Origin of the sequence: Burkholderia sp. 4M9327F10 (genome assembly GCF_005503145.1) — a bacterium.
In the GTDB taxonomy this organism is placed as follows: Bacteria; Pseudomonadota; Gammaproteobacteria; order Burkholderiales; family Burkholderiaceae; genus Paraburkholderia.
This window is the reverse complement of the sequence record NZ_SCNV01000011.1, coordinates 139,268-156,793: the sequence shown is the minus strand read 5'-3', so window position 1 is coordinate 156,793 and position 17,526 is coordinate 139,268. Positions and strand designations below refer to the sequence as shown.

At 65.1% G+C, this 17,526-nt stretch carries 15 protein-coding genes and 1 pseudogene; 5 read left to right on the top strand and 11 right to left on the bottom strand.

Features of this window, described 5'->3' with window-relative positions; genetic code table 11:
- Positions 1–2: 2 nt before the first annotated feature.
- Together FFS45_RS13750 and FFS45_RS13745 are read left to right on the top strand one after the other, a co-directional pair.
- A complete protein-coding gene (locus FFS45_RS13750) occupies positions 3–875 on the top strand; it encodes an ABC transporter ATP-binding protein (RefSeq protein ID WP_137955192.1) in 873 nt (290 codons plus the stop codon).
- Complete coding sequence (locus tag FFS45_RS13745) at positions 872–1,618, top strand: ABC transporter ATP-binding protein (protein WP_137955191.1); 747 nt, start codon at positions 872–874, stop codon at positions 1,616–1,618. Before FFS45_RS13750 ends, FFS45_RS13745 begins: the two co-directional genes overlap by 4 nt.
- 143 nt (positions 1,619–1,761) lie before the next feature.
- Here FFS45_RS13745 and FFS45_RS13740 read toward each other — a convergent pair whose 3' ends face one another.
- Positions 1,762–2,682: a DMT family transporter gene (locus FFS45_RS13740; protein WP_137955190.1), complete on the bottom strand. Its 921-nt coding sequence runs from the start codon at positions 2,680–2,682 to the stop codon at positions 1,762–1,764.
- Positions 2,683–2,793: 111 nt separating this feature from the next.
- On the opposite strand from FFS45_RS13740, the gene FFS45_RS13735 reads away from it, so the two are divergent.
- On the top strand, positions 2,794–4,233 hold the full coding sequence (locus tag FFS45_RS13735; protein ID WP_137955189.1) for a PLP-dependent aminotransferase family protein: 1,440 nt from the start codon (positions 2,794–2,796) through the stop codon (positions 4,231–4,233).
- Between the two features lie 55 nt (positions 4,234–4,288).
- On the opposite strand, the gene FFS45_RS13730 is transcribed toward FFS45_RS13735, so the two are convergent.
- The 3 genes from FFS45_RS13730 to FFS45_RS13720 form a co-directional block, all read right to left on the bottom strand.
- Positions 4,289–5,365, bottom strand: a complete 1,077-nt coding sequence (locus tag FFS45_RS13730; protein WP_137955188.1) for a TAXI family TRAP transporter solute-binding subunit — start codon at positions 5,363–5,365, stop codon at positions 4,289–4,291.
- Positions 5,366–5,509: 144 nt separating this feature from the next.
- The gene (locus FFS45_RS13725) at positions 5,510–6,535 is read right to left on the bottom strand and encodes a zinc ribbon domain-containing protein (RefSeq protein WP_137955187.1); all 1,026 of its coding nucleotides are present in this window, start codon (positions 6,533–6,535) and stop codon (positions 5,510–5,512) included.
- Between the two features lie 374 nt (positions 6,536–6,909).
- Entirely contained in the window at positions 6,910–8,418 is a 1,509-nt protein-coding gene (locus FFS45_RS13720; RefSeq protein WP_137955186.1) for an MDR family MFS transporter, read from the bottom strand.
- A 100-nt stretch (positions 8,419–8,518) separates the two neighbouring features.
- Here FFS45_RS13720 and FFS45_RS13715 point away from each other — a divergent pair, with 100 nt between their 5' ends.
- Positions 8,519–9,367 carry a TetR/AcrR family transcriptional regulator gene (locus tag FFS45_RS13715; RefSeq protein WP_137955185.1) on the top strand — a complete coding sequence of 283 codons (849 nt, stop codon included), beginning with the start codon at positions 8,519–8,521 and terminating at the stop codon, positions 9,365–9,367.
- 76 nt (positions 9,368–9,443) lie between these two features.
- Here FFS45_RS13715 and FFS45_RS13710 read toward each other — a convergent pair whose 3' ends face one another.
- The 3 genes from FFS45_RS13710 to kdgT form a co-directional block, all read right to left on the bottom strand.
- The gene (locus FFS45_RS13710; protein ID WP_137955184.1) at positions 9,444–10,436 is read right to left on the bottom strand and encodes a phosphotransferase; all 993 of its coding nucleotides are present in this window, start codon (positions 10,434–10,436) and stop codon (positions 9,444–9,446) included.
- Between the two features lie 419 nt (positions 10,437–10,855).
- Positions 10,856–11,575 (bottom strand): ribonuclease activity regulator RraA, encoded by a 720-nt coding sequence (locus FFS45_RS13705; RefSeq protein WP_137955183.1) that lies wholly within the window; start codon positions 11,573–11,575, stop codon positions 10,856–10,858.
- A gap of 34 nt (positions 11,576–11,609) precedes the next feature.
- Entirely contained in the window at positions 11,610–12,650 is a 1,041-nt protein-coding gene (gene kdgT, locus FFS45_RS13700) for a 2-keto-3-deoxygluconate transporter (protein WP_137955182.1), read from the bottom strand.
- Positions 12,651–13,193: 543 nt separating this feature from the next.
- On the opposite strand from kdgT, the pseudogene FFS45_RS13695 reads away from it, so the two are divergent.
- Positions 13,194–13,650 (top strand): annotated as a pseudogene (locus FFS45_RS13695) (response regulator).
- Between the two features lie 91 nt (positions 13,651–13,741).
- Here FFS45_RS13695 and FFS45_RS13690 read toward each other — a convergent pair.
- The 4 genes from FFS45_RS13690 to FFS45_RS13675 form a co-directional block, all read right to left on the bottom strand.
- Positions 13,742–14,386, bottom strand: a complete 645-nt coding sequence (locus FFS45_RS13690; protein WP_137955180.1) for a Fur family transcriptional regulator — start codon at positions 14,384–14,386, stop codon at positions 13,742–13,744.
- 84 nt (positions 14,387–14,470) lie between these two features.
- Positions 14,471–16,090 (bottom strand): tetratricopeptide repeat-containing glycosyltransferase family protein, encoded by a 1,620-nt coding sequence (locus tag FFS45_RS13685; protein ID WP_249362772.1) that lies wholly within the window; start codon positions 16,088–16,090, stop codon positions 14,471–14,473.
- A complete protein-coding gene (locus tag FFS45_RS13680) occupies positions 16,087–16,764 on the bottom strand; it encodes a glutathione S-transferase family protein (RefSeq protein ID WP_137955179.1) in 678 nt (225 codons plus the stop codon). The genes FFS45_RS13685 and FFS45_RS13680 overlap by 4 nt, the downstream gene beginning before the upstream one ends.
- Positions 16,765–16,780: 16 nt before the next feature.
- Entirely contained in the window at positions 16,781–17,407 is a 627-nt protein-coding gene (locus tag FFS45_RS13675; RefSeq protein ID WP_137955178.1) for a glutathione S-transferase, read from the bottom strand.
- Positions 17,408–17,526: the final 119 nt, after the last annotated feature.

Here is a 17,526-nt window from a genome sequence, read left to right as displayed (position 1 = left end):
CCATGACCCAGAATCTTCTCGACGTGCGCGGCGTGACGCGGCGTTTCGACGGCCTGACCGCGGTGGACCAGATCGACCTGTCGATTGCCGCGGGGCAACTCGTGAGCGTGATCGGCCCAAACGGCGCGGGCAAGTCGACGCTGTTCAACCTGATCACCGGCCTGGATACGCCCGATGGCGGCAGCGTGCAGTTCGACGGGCGCGATGTCACCGGCGTGCGGCCGGATGTGCTCGCAGGGCTTGGCCTTGCGCGCACGTTTCAGCACGGACGCGTGTTCGGCAACCTGAGCGTGCTCGATAACGTGCTGGTGGGCGCTCATTCCCGGTTGCGCGCCACCCGCGCCGGCTGGCCGGTGGTCGGCGCAATCGCCGAGCTGCTGCGCGCACTGCTGGGTCCGGCCTCACTGCGCCGCGAGGACGAGGCCTTGCGCGCCGAGGTGCGCGAGATCGTCGCGGGTTTCGGCGAGCGGCTGCTGCCACGTCTCGATCAACCGGCCCACAGCCTGTCGTATGCGAACCGGCGGCGCGTCGAAATTGCCCGGGCGCTGGCTTTGCATCCACGCCTTCTGCTGCTCGACGAACCCACCGCCGGCATGAACGAATCCGAGACCGCCGAGATGCTGGTACTGATCCAGCAACTGAAGGAGCGCGGCCTGACCATCCTGCTGATCGAGCACAAGCTCGACATGGTGATGCAACTGTCAGATCGCGTGATCGTGCTCGACAACGGCAAGAAGATCGCCGAGGGTCTGCCGCGCGACGTGCGCAACGATCCGCGCGTGATCGAAGCGTATCTGGGACACCGCAATGTCGGCGGCGCGGCGGCGCAGCCCTCGGGCGTGCCCAGGATTGAACTGCAGGAAGCACGGCCATGAGCGAAACACTGCTAAAACTCGAGCACATCGAGACGTTTTACGGTCCGGTCCAGGTTCATTTCGACGTCAACTTCGAAGTGCGGCGCGGGCAGATTGTCAGCCTGCTCGGCGGCAACGCGAGCGGCAAGTCGACCACGATGAAACTCATCCTGGGTCTGCACAAGCCGCGCTCAGGCAATATCACGTTCGAGGGCGAGCCGATCACCGCGCTCGCCACGCCGCAGATCGTGCGCCGTGGGGTTGGCTCGGTGCCGGAGGCGCGCCGGCTGTTCGGTGACATGACGGTGCGCGAAAACCTGCTGATGGGCGCCTATACGCGCCGCGACCGCGCGGCAATCGGCGAGGACTATGAGCGGGTGCTGGGACTGTTTCCGCGCGTGAAGGAGCGTCTCACGCAGCGCGCCGGAACCCTCTCAGGCGGCGAACAGCAGATGCTGGCCATGGCGCGCGCGCTGATGAGCCGCCCGAAGCTGATCTGCATGGACGAGCCGACCATGGGCCTGTCGCCGTTGTACGTCGACAAGGTGCTGGAGCTGATCCACACCATCAACCAGCAAGGCGTGACGTTCTTCATGGTCGAGCAGAACGCTAGCCTTGCGCTGGAGATTGCGCACTACGGCTATGTGCTGCAAACCGGCCGCGTCGTGCTGCAGGGCGAGGCGAGCGCGCTGCTCGGCGACGAGCGGATTCGCGATGCCTACCTCGGTGGCGACGCGCTGGCGGCGGCGAGTACCGCCGCTTAGGGCGGTGGAGATTGCGGCTGCCTGGGGCGGCAGCCGTTAGCGGCGGCAGCGAGAGGCGGTAAGCCGCGCGTTGGCAGGGACAGAGATGCGAGCGGATCATCTCGCCTACCTGCGCGCCTACCTGCGCGCCCGCCTGCACGCTGCTAGCCGGCTCGTTGCCGCACCGGCACCGTTCGGGCAAACCGTCTTGCCCCTGCCACGCAGGCCACCACGATCACCGTAACGACGATCATCACCGGCGGCACCTGTTCGTGCAGCAGCACGCCTGCCAGCACCAGCCCAAAGAAGGGCTGCAGCAACTGCAGTTGTCCGACGCTGGCGATGCCGCCCAACGCGAGGCCGCGATACCAGAACACGAAGCCGATCAGCATGCTGAAGAGCGACACATAGGCGAGCCCCCACAGCGCAGCCTGACTGACCCCTTCGAACGACGCGGGCCACGCCCACCACGTGAGCGGCAGCATCACCGGCAGCGACAACACCAGCGCCCACGAGATCACCTGCCAGCCGCCGAGGCGCCGTGAGAGCCGCGCGCCTTCCGCATAGCCGAGCCCGCAGACGACGATTGCGGCCAGCATCAACGTGTCGCCGAGCGGCGACGCGTTGACCCCGTTGCGCACCGCGAAGGCGATGACCGCGCAACTGCCGAGCGCTGAAAACAGCCAGAACGCCGCTTGCGGACGCTCGCCGCCGCGCAGCACGCCGAAGATCGCTGTCGAGAGCGGCAGCAGACCGATGAACACGACCGCATGCGCCGACGTGATATGGCGCAGGGCCAGTGCGGTCAGCAAGGGAAAGCCGACCACCACGCCGAGTGCGACGACCACAAGCGGCACCAGGTCGCGCCGGGCCGGGCGAGTCTCGCGAAACACCAGCAGCAGGATGAGCCCGAGCGTGCCTGCGATGGTCGCGCGGGCGACGGTCAGGAAGATCGGATCGAGCCCCTGCACGGCGATCCGGGTGGCCGGCAGCGAGCCGCTGAAGATCAGCACGCCTAGCAGGCCGCTGAGCCAGCCGTTGGCGGCCCGAGCGTTCGCGGCCTGGCCGTTGGTGGACGTTTGCATCGAGAATTCCATAAGCGGGATAAAACGCCCAGCATCCTCCGCTCCGGCCAAAAGTGTAAGCTACGGATCAGTACAATTCATGCAAACTGTACCGAACCTGGAGCAGTACAGATGGCGGATGCAAGCAGAAACAATCGCAACAATGCGGACGACCCGGGCGTGCCGCGTACCCGGGTCGAGGTCGTGATGGACGCCTTGCGCGAGCGCATCGCGAGCCGCGCGCTGATGCCGGGGGCACGTGTGCCGTCGATCCGCGTCATGACGGAAACGCTCGGCGTGTCGAAATCGACGGTGGTCGAGGCCTACGAACGGCTCGTCGCGGAAGGTGCGATCGTCGCGCGGCGCGGCTCCGGGTTTTTCGTCTCTGGCCATGCACCGCCGCTCGCGCTGGCCGATCTCGGGCCGCGCCTCGACCGGGCGGTCGACCCGCTCTGGCTCACGCGGCAGTCGCTCGAAGCGGGGCAGAAGGTGCTGAAGCCCGGTTGCGGCTGGCTACCTGCGGCCTGGCTGCCGGAGGACGGCGTGCGGCGGGCGTTGCGCGCGGTGGCACGCGATCTGCACGCGCCGCTCGCCGACTACGCCACACCGCCTGGCTTGCCCGCGCTGCGTCAGCAACTCGCCTGGCGGCTTGCCCAGCATGGCGTCGATGCGCCGCCCGAGCAGATCGTCCTGACCGACGGCGGCACGCACGCGCTCGACCTCGTATGCCGCTTCCTGCTCGAACCGGGCGACACCGTGCTGATCGACGATCCGTGCTACTTCAACTTTCAGGCCTTGCTGCGCGCTCACCGCGCCCGCATCGTGAGCGTGCCCTATACACCGAACGGGCCGGATCTCGCCGCCTTCGAGCGGGCGCTTGCCGAGCATCGTCCACGCCTCTATGTGACCAACTCGGCCATCCACAATCCCACCGGCGCAACGCTCGCGCCAGCGGTGGCGCATCGTCTGCTGAAGCTGGCCGGCGAGCACAACCTGCTGATCGTCGAGGACGACATCTTTGCCGACTTCGAGGACGAGGCCGCACCTCGCCTTGCCGCATTCGACGGGCTCGCACGCGTGGTGTCGATCGGGAGTTTTTCGAAGACACTGTCGGCGGCAGTGCGCTGCGGTTACATTGCGGCACGCGCGGACTGGATCGAGCCGCTGGTCGACCTGAAGCTCGCGACCACCTTCGGCAATGGGCAACTGGCGGCAAGCGTCGTGCATCGCCTGCTGGTGGACGGTACCTACCGGCGGCATCTCGAAGGGCTGAGGGCGAAGCTCGCCGACGCGATGGGCGAAACCATCCGCCGTCTGACTCAAGCGGGGCTGGAAGTGTGGACCCGGCCGCGCGCCGGCATGTTCGTCTGGGCGCGGCTGCCGGGTGAGCTGGACGCAAGCGAGATTGCCCGCCACGCGCTGGCCGACAACGTCGTGCTGGCGCCGGGCAATGTGTTCAGCGTCGCGCAGTCGGCGGCGGGGTACCTGCGCTTTAATGTCTCCCAGTGCAACCGGCCGAAGGCCTACGAGGCGTTGCTGCGCGCCATGGACCTCGCGCAGACGCACGCGTGATGTAACGGGCGGTGAGTGCGGCAGCCGCGCTGGGGCGCGAGCGCAGCAACCGCATTCACTTGCACAGCATCAGCACACGCGCCTCATCCGAGCAATTCGATTTCGGCTGCACCTTGTCGGCGGTTTCCGCGGGAGCCGCGTTCGTCATTCCTGCGGTACGGCGGGCAACGCATGCACGCAGATGTTTTTCCACCGGCGCATAGTATTGCCACCCTTTGCCGAGACTCGGCAATTCCATCTTCACCTGCTTCCACTTGGGATGGCCGTGCTCCTGCAGGTTATCGAAATTGGTGCATAGCGAGTCTGCGAAGCGATCGAGATTGACGACCGTATCGCGCAAGCCGTAGTCATACGTGACCAGAAAGGCCTTCACCGTGAAGGTCGGCACATCGTCTTTCAGCCAGTTCGGATAGCTGGCCGTGTGAATGATCGCCGGGAAATAGGTCTGCTTCGCACGCGCCGTTTCGGGCGCGTTGGGATCGACCCGCAGCAGGCGGAGCTGCTGCAGCAACTCCGGGTTCATGTCGGTAAACAGCTTGGCGGGCTGGCCGACCACGATCACCGCCACATCGACTTTCTTGACGATCAGCGCGGCAAGCGCGTCCTCGTTGCTCAGGTGCTGGGCGTTCTGATCGGCAATCGGCTCACCGAACATCAGGTGATAAATCGTGTTGGCGGACTGCGCCGTGCCGCTGCCGAGCAGGCCGACACTGATGTTCTTGTCCTTGATTTCGTTGATGGTCTTGAGCGGCGAGTCGGCCCGCACCACGAAATTGATCTCCTCGTCGTAGAGCGGCATGATGAGCCGCAACGGACGGATCGCCTGGCCTGCGTCGGCATTGCCTGCGTTGGCCATGTCGACATAGGCCTGATAGACGTCGGACTGCACCAGTGCGAGCTTCACGCCCGGTTCGAAGCGCAGGCGCTGGACGTTTTCCGCCGAGCCTTTCGAGGCAATCACATCGAGACCGATGCCGGCCGGCTCGGCGACCCATTTCGCGAGATCCGCGCCGATCTGGATGTAGGTGCCGCGTTCGGGACCGGTGACGATCTTGTAGTGCGCATAGTCGGCCAGCGCGATCGATGACGCCAGCATCATCCCGAGCCACCCCGCCAGAATTGTCTTGAGCATGGTCTTTCCACCTATCAGTCCGGTTTGAACAGGCTTCGCGCGACGAGCCGCGCGAAGCATCGGCGAATCAGTTATGCAACTTCAAGGTCTTGCGTCTTGCGAGATGCCTAAGGACTGCTTTCGAACGACTGGATCGGGACCTGCTCAATGCGCCGGCGGCGCACCCGAGGCGGGCGCATTGCGCCAGCCCGATTGCGCGATGGCCCGGGCCTGTGCGTCGAGACTGCCGGGCGCCGGGTTTGGCGATTTTTCAGTAACGACGGGCGCCGCTTGCGCGGAAGGCGGCGGCTGCGGCACCGTCGGGTTGCGCGCGAGCGCCGTGTTATGGCTGCCGAGCGGCGCCCAGCCGGTCTGTACGATCGCCTGCTGCAGCAGCGTTCTGGCTTCCGGGCTGCCGCTATCGACGGCGAGGGCATCGCTCGCGCTATGCTCCACGCAGTTCCACAAATGGTCCTTGATGCACACGTGCGCGGTCTGCAGGGCAGCGTCGCGGCGTTGCTCGAGCGGTGTGAGTTCGTGCTGGATCATTTTCGCGTCGGCGCTGTCGGGTTCCATCAGGAACGCGGCGTTGACGGCGGCCTGCGCGTTGGACAGATCGTGCGCGTCTTCGTAAGCGCGGGCTGCATGCAGGCTTTCGGAGAGGTCGTGGTAATGCGGCACGACGGCCGCCTGAACCACCGCCGGCGCAGTCGCGGCCGGGCGGCTGGCGGCGTGCGTGCCGGTCCCGCCAGGTGCGGCGGGCTGTGGTGTGTACGGGGCGATTGTGCCGGTCGTTGATTTGGTGTCCTGCTCATCGTATGCGGATGGAGCAGCGTGGTGATCGCCTAGCAGTGAATATGCGCCATAACCTAGTATGACGACGCCAAGCGCGATCAGGCCGCGTGTGAGCAGCCAGCGCGAGGTCAGCGCCGAGCCGAGCGGCAGATGGCTGAGCGGAGGAATCGGCGTATCCGGCGAGGCGAGATTCGGCCCAGCCGGATCGCCGTGGCTATCCGCGGGAAGCGGCCGGTGCAGCGCTCCCGCGGCGCCCGGAAAGCGTGCGTGAGCGGGGGCGGCGAGCGGATGGGGCGCACCGCAGTAAGGGCACAGGTCGGCTGGCTGATACAGCGCTCCGCCGCAGCGCTGGCATGGCGCCGGGAAGCTTTGGCCTGAAGTACTCTGGGTGGACATGCTGTGACCCACCTGCGATAGGCTATGCCGTTACGGCATGCTCCGGATCGTGGTCGAGGCAGCCTCTTGCCGCTGCACGAATTGCGATCCACATGCGCTGGAGAGCAGCGCGTGCAACGCTGAAAAATTGCGGCGCCGCCATGAACAATATGTGAGCTTTCGCAGTGAACGTCAATCGACGTTCGCCCCTACCGCGTGTGCGACGACACATTCGCGGCAGAGCGAAATGCTGCACCTGTCGGCAGAACGAACGGAAGGGAGATTTTTTGCACATTGCCGGCGAGCGCGCGCCCGCAGGCGCCGGCCGGCAGATTGATCGGATGAAACGCTTCGCGCAACGCCGCATGGAGATGCGGCCTCGCGAAACGCGGATTTCAATGCTTGCGCAACGGATGATCCTTCAGCAGCCAGGCGAGCGCGAACGCCAGCACAACGACACACGCGGCCGAGAGATACACCGTATGCAAGGCGCCGGCAAACGCCTGCAGATAGTCGTCGCGCAGTGCAGCGGGCAACTGGTGAATCACTGCAGGTCCAAGCGAGCGCGGTAATTCGGTGTCCGGTGGAATCAAGGTTTGCAGACGTGCGGCGAGCCCGTTCGAAAACACCGCGCCGAAGGCCGCGACACCTACGGAACCGCCAATTGAACGAAACAGCGTGGCGCCCGAAGTCGCGACACCCATATGCCTGAATTCCACCGTGTTCTGTACAGCAAGAATCAGCACTTGCATCACCATGCCGAGGCCGAGACCCAGGATGCCCATGTAGAGATACATCACATGAATCGGCGTGGAAATCTGCAACCGGGCCAGCAGTATCATCGCTACGCACACGAGGAAGGTGCCGCCGATCGGGAACATGCGGTATTTGCCGATCTTGCTGATGATGCGCCCGGTGATCACCGACATCACCAGCAGCCCACCCATCATTGGCAGCATCTGCATGCCGGCCTCCGAAGGCGTCGATCCCTTGACGACCTGCAGGTAGAGCGGAATGAACGTGACCGAGCCGAACAGCGAAACGCCGATGATGAAACCGATCAGGCTGCTCAGCAAAAACGTGCGCTGGCGGAACAGCTCGAGGGGCATGATGGGTTCGGCCGCGATCCGTTCTTCGTAGATGAAGCCGGCAATGCAGACGAGGCCCATGATCAGCGTGCACCACAGTTGCGGCGACGACCATGGCAGGATCGTGCCGCCCTGGCTCGTGAACAGGATGATGCAGGTGAGCGCCCCGGCGAGAAAGGCCGCGCCCATGTAGTCGATGGTGTGCCTGATATGGGCCGTGTGCGGCTTGAACACGGCGCCGATCACCGCCAGTGCGACGATGCCGAGCGGCAGGTTGATATAGAAGATCCAGCGCCACGACAGATGCTCGACCAGAAAGCCGCCGAGCAGCGGACCGATTACCGTGGCGAGACCGAACACGCCGCCGAACACACCCTGGAAGCGGCCACGCTCGGCGGGCGGAATCACGTCGGCAATTGCCGCCATGGTCACCACCAGCAGGCCGCCGCCGCCGAGACCTTGCAGCGCGCGCAGCAGGATCAACTGGGTCATGTTCTGCGCGATGCCGCATAACGCCGAACCGGCGAGGAACAGCACGATGGCCGCCTGCAGCACGATCTTGCGGCCGAACAGGTCGCCGAACTTGCCATACAGCGGCACGACGATGGTGGAGGTCAGCAGGTAGGCGGTGACGACCCAGGACAGGTTGTTGAGCCCGCCCAGATCACCGACGATGGTGGGCAGCGCGGTAGAGACGATAGTCTGGTCGAGCGCGGCGAGCAGCATCACCAGCAGCAGGGCTGGGAACAGGAGGCGAATGGGCGGGTGCTGGGGAGCACTCGCGAGTTCGCTCACGGTAGTGGTGGGTTGATCCATGGACTGGGCGGCCTGTGATCGGAGAGAGAAGAGGTATTGAAATTAATTAACTCGGAGATTAATATATGCGACATCTCACGATTCGTCAAATGGAAAGCAAATGGCTACTGCACCGTCGGCACCGTCGGCACCGTCCGATCCGCGTCCGCTGAAAACGGCGGGCCGCCGCCGCTCGGGCGAGACGGGACAAGGTGGCGAGGGGAGCGCGAAGCGCGCCGACCCTCCGGCCACGGCAGGCAAACGCAAGAGCGCCGGGGTAAAGAAGGCGCCGGCCGCCAAGGCCCTTGTGAATGAAGCCGTCCCGCCGCGCCGCCCCGGCAGGCCGTCGGGCAGCGCACGCGGCCCGGAGCAGCGCGCCCGCCTGCTCGATGCGGCGCTCGAACTGTTTGCGCGCCAGGGCATCGTCGATACGACGCTGGGCGCGATCGCGCGGGAGGCCGGCGTCACGTCGGCGATGGTTCACTACTACTTCAAGACGCGCGACCAGTTGCTCGATGTGCTGATCGACGAGCGTTTTCTGCCGTTGCGCACAGCCATGGGGGGGCCGTTCGAGGCGTATCCGGACGACCCGGTAGCGGCCGTTACGCAGCTTGCACGCGGCCTGGTAAAGGTAGCAGTGGAGAATCCGTGGTTTCCGGCGCTGTGGGTGCGCGAAGTGATCAGCGAGGGCGGTCTGTTACGCCAGCGCATGCACGAACGCTTCGGCCATTCCCACCACAAGGCCTCGCTTGCGCGGATCGAACAGTGGCAGAAAGAGGGGCGCCTCAACACGGACCTGGAGCCGTCGCTGGTGTTTCTGACGCTGCTCGGCCTGACCATCCTGCCGCTTGCCACCTCCAAGATGTGGCGCAACGACCCGGTGCGGCGCAGCCTGACGCCGGACGATATTGCCCGTCATGCGGTGGCGCTGCTGGTCAATGGTTTGGCTGTGCGGCCGGAAAAAAGCTAGCACGCAGTTGCAGGCAGTCACGGCGGACAGGGGGGCTGGCGCGTATGGCCCCCTCGCTCATGATCCGGCGAGAGTTTCAGCAGGCTTCGGCGAGGCGCAGCGCGCTGTCCACGAGCGGCAGGAGTTCTTCGGCCCGGCTGGCTTCTCCCGCAGCTTGCGCAGCGGACAGAAAGCCGGTCGTCCAGAGGGCGTTATAGAAATGGATCGCGCGCAGTGCGTCGGCTGTGGGAGCCGCGCAGCGGATCAGTTCTTCACCATAGAAATCGCCGGCGTGGCCCACGTCGGCGGCGATATGGGCGAGCGTCGTGCCAATCGCCATCAGCGGATCGCCATAGCAGACAAAATCGACATCGATGATGCCGCATAGCGCGCCATGCTCGACCATGACGTTCTTGATCGTCAGGTCGTCGAGGAAGCAGGTGGGCCGCAGCGCGTCGAAATACGGTTCGACGGCGAGCCGCACCGCGCGCAAGCGGGCCCGCACATGGTCGATGGCCGGCGCGTCGGCTGCCGGCACGTCGTTCGACGGCGCGCCGAACAGGTCGGTCCAGCGCGCCGAGTTGGCGTTCCGGCCGATCGGCGCCCAGCCGAAGCCGTTGCTTTGCGGCAGGCTGGCTACGCGGTGCTGATAGTCCGTCACCGTCTGCGCCAGCAGTGTCATCTGCGCTTCGGACATCTGCGCAAGTTCGTACTGCAGATCATGTCCCGGCACCCACTCGAGCATGATGAACCCGCCGCCTTGCGGCATGGCGCCGGACGCCAGCACCTGCGGCACCGGGAGTCCCAGCTTGCGCAAGGCATCGAGGTTGTGACGGGTGAAGCCGAATGCGCCGTTGCGGCGATTCATGCGCACCGCTACGCTGCGGCCGTCGACCAGTTGCACCCGGAAAACCGCGTTGCCGCTTTGCGTGAGGGCCTGACGACGAATGAACAGGGGCGTGCTGTGAAGGGCTGCCTGCGTCAGTGCAGCGACCTCGTCCTCGCCGATCGGCGCCGTGGAGTCGACGGCGGCCGTTGGGGGTTCGTGGGGAGCGTCGGGGACGCCGCTGCGATCTTGTGTATCAGGCAATTTGTCTCACCGAAACGGCAACCGTGAAGATGAAGAAAGACGCAGCGGGGTGAGGGGCCGCCAGCGACTGGCCAGGATCGTGTGGGAGGATCGGGGCCGCGCCCATGGTCGCGGCGTGTGCCACAACATAAGGGGTCGCGATCATTAAATCCGGCCGGAATGCGCGTAGCAACGCGCAGATGTTGCACAGTGTTACAAGGGGGAAGTGTCTGGAAGGACTGGAAGGATGGAGGCAGGCGCGCCTGTAAGCTCAATTGCCTAAGGCATGGACTTCGTGACGGTCCAGATTACAAGGGGCGTATCGGGCGGGTTGTTGGCAGATGAAATCTGCCTGGCTGATCGGTAACGTCTGGAAACATGTGGAAAGGTCGCGCTGCGGCGAGGGCCACACCGGCCCTCACCGCAGCGAAAGCACAGTGTCAGCTTGAGCGGTTCTTTTTCCACTCGTCATACGCAGCCCGGGTCGCCTCGTTGGGCGGATAGGTGCCGGGCAAAGCGGCGCCTGCGCGAATGCGTTCGGTCAGAAATTCTTCCAGTTGCTCCTGCTCGGCGGCCGCTTGCGCGACCTCGGCGGCCATCTCGCGCGGCACCACAACGATGCCGTCCGCGTCGCCGACGATCACATCGCCGGGAAATACGGCGACGCCGCCGCAGCCGATCGGTACGTTGATATCGATTGCGTGATGGCGGATCAGATTCGGCGGCGCGCTCGCTCCGGCGCAGAACACCGGCAGGCCGAGTGCGGCGATGGTCGTGCTGTCGCGCACCGGCCCGTCCGACACCATGCCGGCCACGCCGCGCACCTGCAGGCGCTGCGTGAGAATCGAGCCGAACGAGGCGCTGTTGCGCTCGCCGCGGCAGTCCTGCACGAGCACATGGCCGGCCGGAATCGTTTCGACGCATTTGCGCTGCGCGTACTCGGGATTCGCAAACAGTTCGAGCACGTCGATATCTTCGCGCGAGGGGATATTGCGCAGCGTGAACGCGGGCCCCACGAGGTTGGGGCCGGTGTGCCCGGCAAGCGGCGCAACGCCCTGCATGAAGGTGTTGCGCAGGCCGCGCTTGAAAAGCTGGGTGGTCAGCGTGGCCGTGCTGACATGGCGGAGGGCTTCGAGCGTAACAGGGTCGAGTTCGTGCATCGTGAGATCGGTTCTGGTCGGGTTGGAAAGAGGCTTACTTCAATGGAGGATTGAGCTTGGGCTCCAGTCTGCCACTATCGGGCAGCGGTTCGCTCGGGGCCGGGTTGGCGCGCCGGTAATTCGCCGACAGCACGCCCCAGCGGCGCGCCCAGATGGCGGTCAGGATAGGAGTAAGCAGCGAGGTCACGACCACCGAGGTCGCGACGAGCGCCGTCGCTGCGGGCGCGACCGCAGCGTAACGCGGTTCGATGCCGGCGATGATCTGCGGCACGGCCACCGCCGCGCCCGCAGTCGATGCCGCGCCGATGCCAGCCGTGCCATTGCCGCGGGCGAGAAAGATATCGGCCAGCACGAGCGTGGTGCCGGTGATGAGAATCACGCAGACGCCGATCAGCACACCCAGCAGCCCAGTATTCAGGATGACGCGAAAATCGAGGTTGTTACCGAGTGCGAACGCAAAGAACGGCACCATGACCGCCACGGCCTGACCGAAGAAGTGCCGCAATTCGCTATCCAGATTGCCGAGCGCGAAGCCGATCAGAAACGGCAGCAGCGCTCCCGCCAGCGTCGCATACGGAAAGCTGGCAAGCCCGGCAATGCCGAGTGTGACCATGGTCATGAAAGGCCCCGATTCGAGCGACATCAGGCAGAATGCGCCCGCTTCTTCCGGCGTGCCGTATTGCTGCATCAGCGCCATATACAGGCCGCCGTTGGTCTCGTTCATGACGCAGATGACGGTGAGCACCGACAGCCCGGTGAGAAAACCCGACGTGATGCCGCCCGGCGGCAGGAAGTGCGAGGCGATCACGCCTGCGATGGCCGCCGTGGCCACCTTGGTGACGACCAGCACGCCGCTCTTGCGCAGCACGATGGGGGTGGCTTTCAGGCTGATGCTCGCGCCCATGCAGAAGAACCATACGGCGAGGATCGGCAGCGTGCCGGTAATCAGGGCATTGGTGAACGAGCCGAAGAACTTGCCGGCGTGCGGTGCGAAGGTATGGACGCAGGCGCCGAGCAGCAGCGGGACCAGCATCAATCCGCCGGGAATACGGTCGATCGCTTTCTTGATCTTCATGCAGGGTGCTCCTCCACGGACAGTCTGTCCGATCGGTTCATTGTCGTTGTCGCGATCGGCCGGAGTCCGTGAGGCTCACGGGTGGAAGGGCATTGAGCATCGCAGCCGATGCACGCCACGGTCGTCTCGCCAGGAAAGAAATTTAGCACTGGCGAGTGCGCTCTCCCGCAAATTCGTCACGCTTTGAAGTCATCGTTTACACCTAAGTGAGACAGGCAAAAATGGCATGGCGTCAGGCAGATTTTGCACTGTGACGTTGCGTGACACTTCTTGTGCGAGATGCGGCGGTAGTGCCGGTGCCGTGCGAGCGGCCCGTGACGCAGAATCCGCAATCCGGAACCACAAGGCATGACACGTGCTACATGGGGAGCGGCTGAACGCGGCTGAACGTTTTCTGACCGAAGGATTGCAACTCGTCGCGCAAAACCGAGCCGGACCTTGCGGACATCGGTTGATCGACTGGCGATCGACTGCAAGCGTGCGGAGTCGAATGTCCGGGCTAAATGGCGCGAGGCAATCGGCGCGATACAATGGCCGCGTTATCTGGCCCGACCTGCGGGCCTAACCTGCTTTTTAGCAACAACGCAATATGAACGGAGTGTTGAGACTCGATCAGGCAACGATCGTGCTCGTCGAGGATGACCCGCAGAGCCGGGAATCGCTGACGCTGTTGCTTGAATCGGAGGGTGCGCATGTCGTCGCAGTGGCGGATGCGGAAGAGGGCGTCGAAGCGGCGCTCCGCCTGTTACCCGATGCGGTGGTGTGCGATCTCGAGCTGCCCTGTATGGACGGCTTTTACCTGATCCAGCGGCTTCGCGATCACGAGATTCGCGGCGAACATGCACCGGCCGTTGCTGTGGCGCTTACCGGCCATACCGACGACGCCTACCGCTTGCGCAGCATCGGCGAGGGCTTCCAGCATTTCATGACCAAACCGGCCAGGCCGGACGAACTGGTAGCCTTGCTCCACGACGCGATCGACGCCCGCGCGGCGGGTTGAGGCGGCCGGTTGAGGCCGCGGGTTGAAGCCGATCGAGGCCGGTTGGGACCGATTCGGGCCGATTGAAGGCCGGCCGGGGCCGCCTAGCCTCTCAGGCGTTGCCGCCTGCGGCTGCGGCTGCCGCTGCCGCTGCCGTGCCTGCTTCAGCCGCCTGGCACGCGGAGCACAAGCCCTTCAGCTCGATTTCCTCGCTGGCGAGCCGATAGCCCGCGTCTTCGATCTGCGCGACCAGCGCCTGGCGCAGCTTCGGCTGGTGCAGCTCGGTCACGTTGCCGCACTGCTGGCACACCACCAGAATGCCGTGCTGACATTGCGTCAGATCGTGGCAGACGGTGAAGGCGTTGATCGATTCGATCCGGTGCACGAGCCCTGCGGACAGCAGGAAATCGAGCGCCCGGTACACCGTGGGCGGCGCCGAGCCCGGATGGATCTGGCGCATGTCGTCCAGCAGCGAATACGCCTTGGTGGCGCGTCCCGAGGTCAGCAGCAGTTCCAGCACCTTGCGCCGGATCGGCGTGAGTTTCTCGCCGCGCTCGCGACAATATTCCTCTGCCAGCACCAGCGCGGCTTCCGGTGACGCGGCGTGAGTATGCCCGTGGTCATGCGCGTCGCCGTGTGCATGATCGTCCACATGGGTATGCGGATGCTCGTGCACAGCGGCTCGCGTTTTATCGCGCGCGCTTTCTCTTGCGGGGGCGGCTTTTACGGCGACCGCGGAGGGCTTTGCATTCTTCATAAGCTGATTATAAGGTCCATCGCGATTCGGCGTGACGGCTTGATGTCCACGCTATGGGATGCGCCGTGATTCGACCGTTCCGCCTCAAGCGCCTCGCCAGCCGTCCAGCGCCGCGCGGATTTCCGCCACCACATGGGTCCAGTCGCCGCGCACGTTCTGCCGGAACAGCCGCACCCCCGGATACCACGGGCTGTCGTTGCGCTTCAGTTGCCAGCGCCAGTCGGGCGTGAACGGCAGCGCAATCCAGACCGGTTTGCCGAGCGCGCCCGCCAGATGCGCGACGGCGCTATCCACGCTGATTACCAGGTCGAGGTGCGCGATCAGTCCTGCCGTGTCCGCGAAGGATTCAAGGCGCCCGGCCACGTCCAGCAGCGCGCCGCGTTGCGCGAGCGAGGTGAAGCTCGCGCGGTCGCCGTCGCGCACCACCTTTTGCAGCGAGACGAAGCTCGCTTTGGCTTCGAACAGTGGGGCGAGTTGTGCCAGCGCGATCGAGCGATTGCGGTCGTTCACATGCCCCGGGTTGCCGGACCATACAATGCCGACACGGGACCGGCGCGTGGAGTCACTGTCCGTGTCATGCGCCGTGTCGAACAGCGTGTTCCACTGCGCGATGCGGGCGGCGTCGGCGCCCAGATAGGGAACCGCTGCGGCGAGGTCGGCCGCGCGGACCTTCAGCGCGAACGCGAGACTCATGGTCGGGCAGTGGTAGTCGAACGGCGGAACCGGCGCGCTTTCGCCGATCACCTCGGCGACTCCCGGATACCTGCGCAACAGCGGCAGCAGGGCGTCCTGCACCCGCAACACCACGCGGGCACCGGCGGCGCTCAGCCGGTCGGTGAAGCGCACGAACTGCAGCGTGTCGCCGAACCCCTGCTCGTGGTGGACGAACACCGTCTTGCCGGCAAGGGGTTGTGCGCCGGTCCACAGCGTCGCCGGGTCGAACCCGTGGCTGGCGGTGCCGTCGCGCCAGCGCCATTCGTATTCGCGCCAGCCGTGCTCGAATTCGCCAAGCAGGAGATTGGTTTGTGCGCGATTGGTGCGCGCGCCGGCGTCGTTCGGATCGATCGAGAGGGCCTTCTTGAACTGCAGCAGGGCGTCATCAAAACGGTGCAGGTCGCGCAGCGCCACACCGACGTTGACGTAAGCCTGCCCAAAGTTAGGCTTGAGGGCGATGGCCTTGCGGTATGCCGCCAGTTCTTCATCGTAGCGGCCCATCGCGCCGAGCAGGCTGCCCTTGTTGTAATGCACCTCGGCGAGCTGCGGATGGCGCGCGGTGAGGCGCTCGAAGTAGCGCAGCGCGCGGTCGTTTTCGCCGAGCTTCGTGAGCGAGAGCGCCGCGCCGTGTAACGACTGCACGTGATCCGGCGCCCGCTCGAGGCAACGCTCGAACAGCGCGACCGCGTCAGCATGACGGCCGGCCAGTTGGCATACATGCGCGGCGAAGTAAATCTGCTCGGGCGAAGCCGTCATGTTCTGCAACGCGCGTGTTACATAGTCCGCGGCGCGCTGATGATCGCCCTGTTTGGCGGCGATATAGCCGAGCCCTTCGAGCGCTTCGCCGTGGTCCGGTTGCAGTGCGAGGATGCCGTGCAGCAGGTCTGCTGCTTCCGTCAGTTGCCCAGTGCTGAATTTCTGCTGTGCCGTGGCGAGCGTGGTAGTGATGTCCTGATTCAGGTGCGGTGCCGCGTGATGTTGCCCGTTCATACGTTGTCCAGCTTTACCGCGAAGCCGCGTTGCACGCCGGGGCGCGCGAACAGCGTGTCGTACCAGCGCCGCACGTTGGGGTAGCTGGCGAGGTCGACCTTATGGCGTTCGTGCCGCCAGGCCCAGCCGAGAATTGCGAAATCGGCCACCGAGAGTTCGCCCGCGACGAATTCCGCCTCCGCGAGCCGCCGGTCGAGCACGCCATAGAGGCGATGCGTTTCGTCCGAGAAGCGCTTCAGGCCGTAGCGGCGGTCGGCTTCTGCTTCGAGCGCGGCGAAGTGGTGCACCTGGCCGGGCATCGGACCGAAGCCGCCCATCTGCCACATCAGCCATTCGAGCACTGGCACGCGCTCGCGCAGGCTGGCCGGCAGGAACTTGCCGGTCTTTTCGCCCAGATAGAGCAGGATCGCGCCCGATTCGAACACGCTGACCGGCGCGCCCGCGCCGCCCGCTGCGCCGGCCGCACCCGGGACGCCGCCCGCGACCGGCGGCCCGTCCGGATCGACGATGGCCGGAATCTTGTTGTTCGGGCTGATGCGCAGAAATTCGGGCTGGAACTGCTCCCCCTTGCCGATGTTGACCGGAACCACCGTGTAGGGCAGTTCCATCTCTTCGAGGGCGACGCTGACCTTGCGGCCATTTGGCGTGCCCCAGGCGTAAAGCGTGATTGTCATGTCAGGTGTGGGGCGTTCAGGTCAGCGGAAAGTCGACGTACTTTTTGAAGCCGGCGCGGGTGGCGAGGCGCGAGTACCAGCGCTCGAGGTTCGGCAGCGGCAGACGCTCGATGCCTTCCAGTCCGAACCAGCGTTTCGCGTAAGCGCCGATCACGAGGTCGGCCAGCGAGCATTTTTCGCCTTCGAGGAAGAAGCGGCCTTGCAGATGCGCGTCGACCAGTTTCCACAGCACTGCGACGGCGGCGAAGTCCGTGGCGAGTTTGGCCGTGTCGCGCTCAGCGGCCGGCGTGCGCACGAGTGCCCAGAAGACCGGACGCTCGGCGGGTTGCAGGGTGGATAGCGACCAGTCGAGCCAGCGGTCGATGCTCGCGCGCTGCCTGGGTTCCGGCGGATAGAGCGGGCTCGCCGGGGCGTATTGCATGACCAGATAGCGCAGGATCGAGTTCGACTCCCACAACACGAAGTCGCCGTCGACCAGGGTCGGAACGCGAGCGTTGGGATTCATTGCCAGGTATTCCGGCTCGTTGTTGCGGCCGAACTGCATGCCCGCATCAATGCGCTCGTACGGCAGCACGAGTTCGTCGCAACACCACAGCACTTTCTGAACGTTGACCGAGTTGGCGCGTCCCCAGATCGTAATCATCCGGCAAATCCTCATTTCATGGTTGGCAAGCCGCACGTGGGCGCGGCGTTCAAGCAGCAACGATACACGAAGCACCTTGTAATTACCTTCTGCCGATTGGCCGATGCCGGAACCGCAAG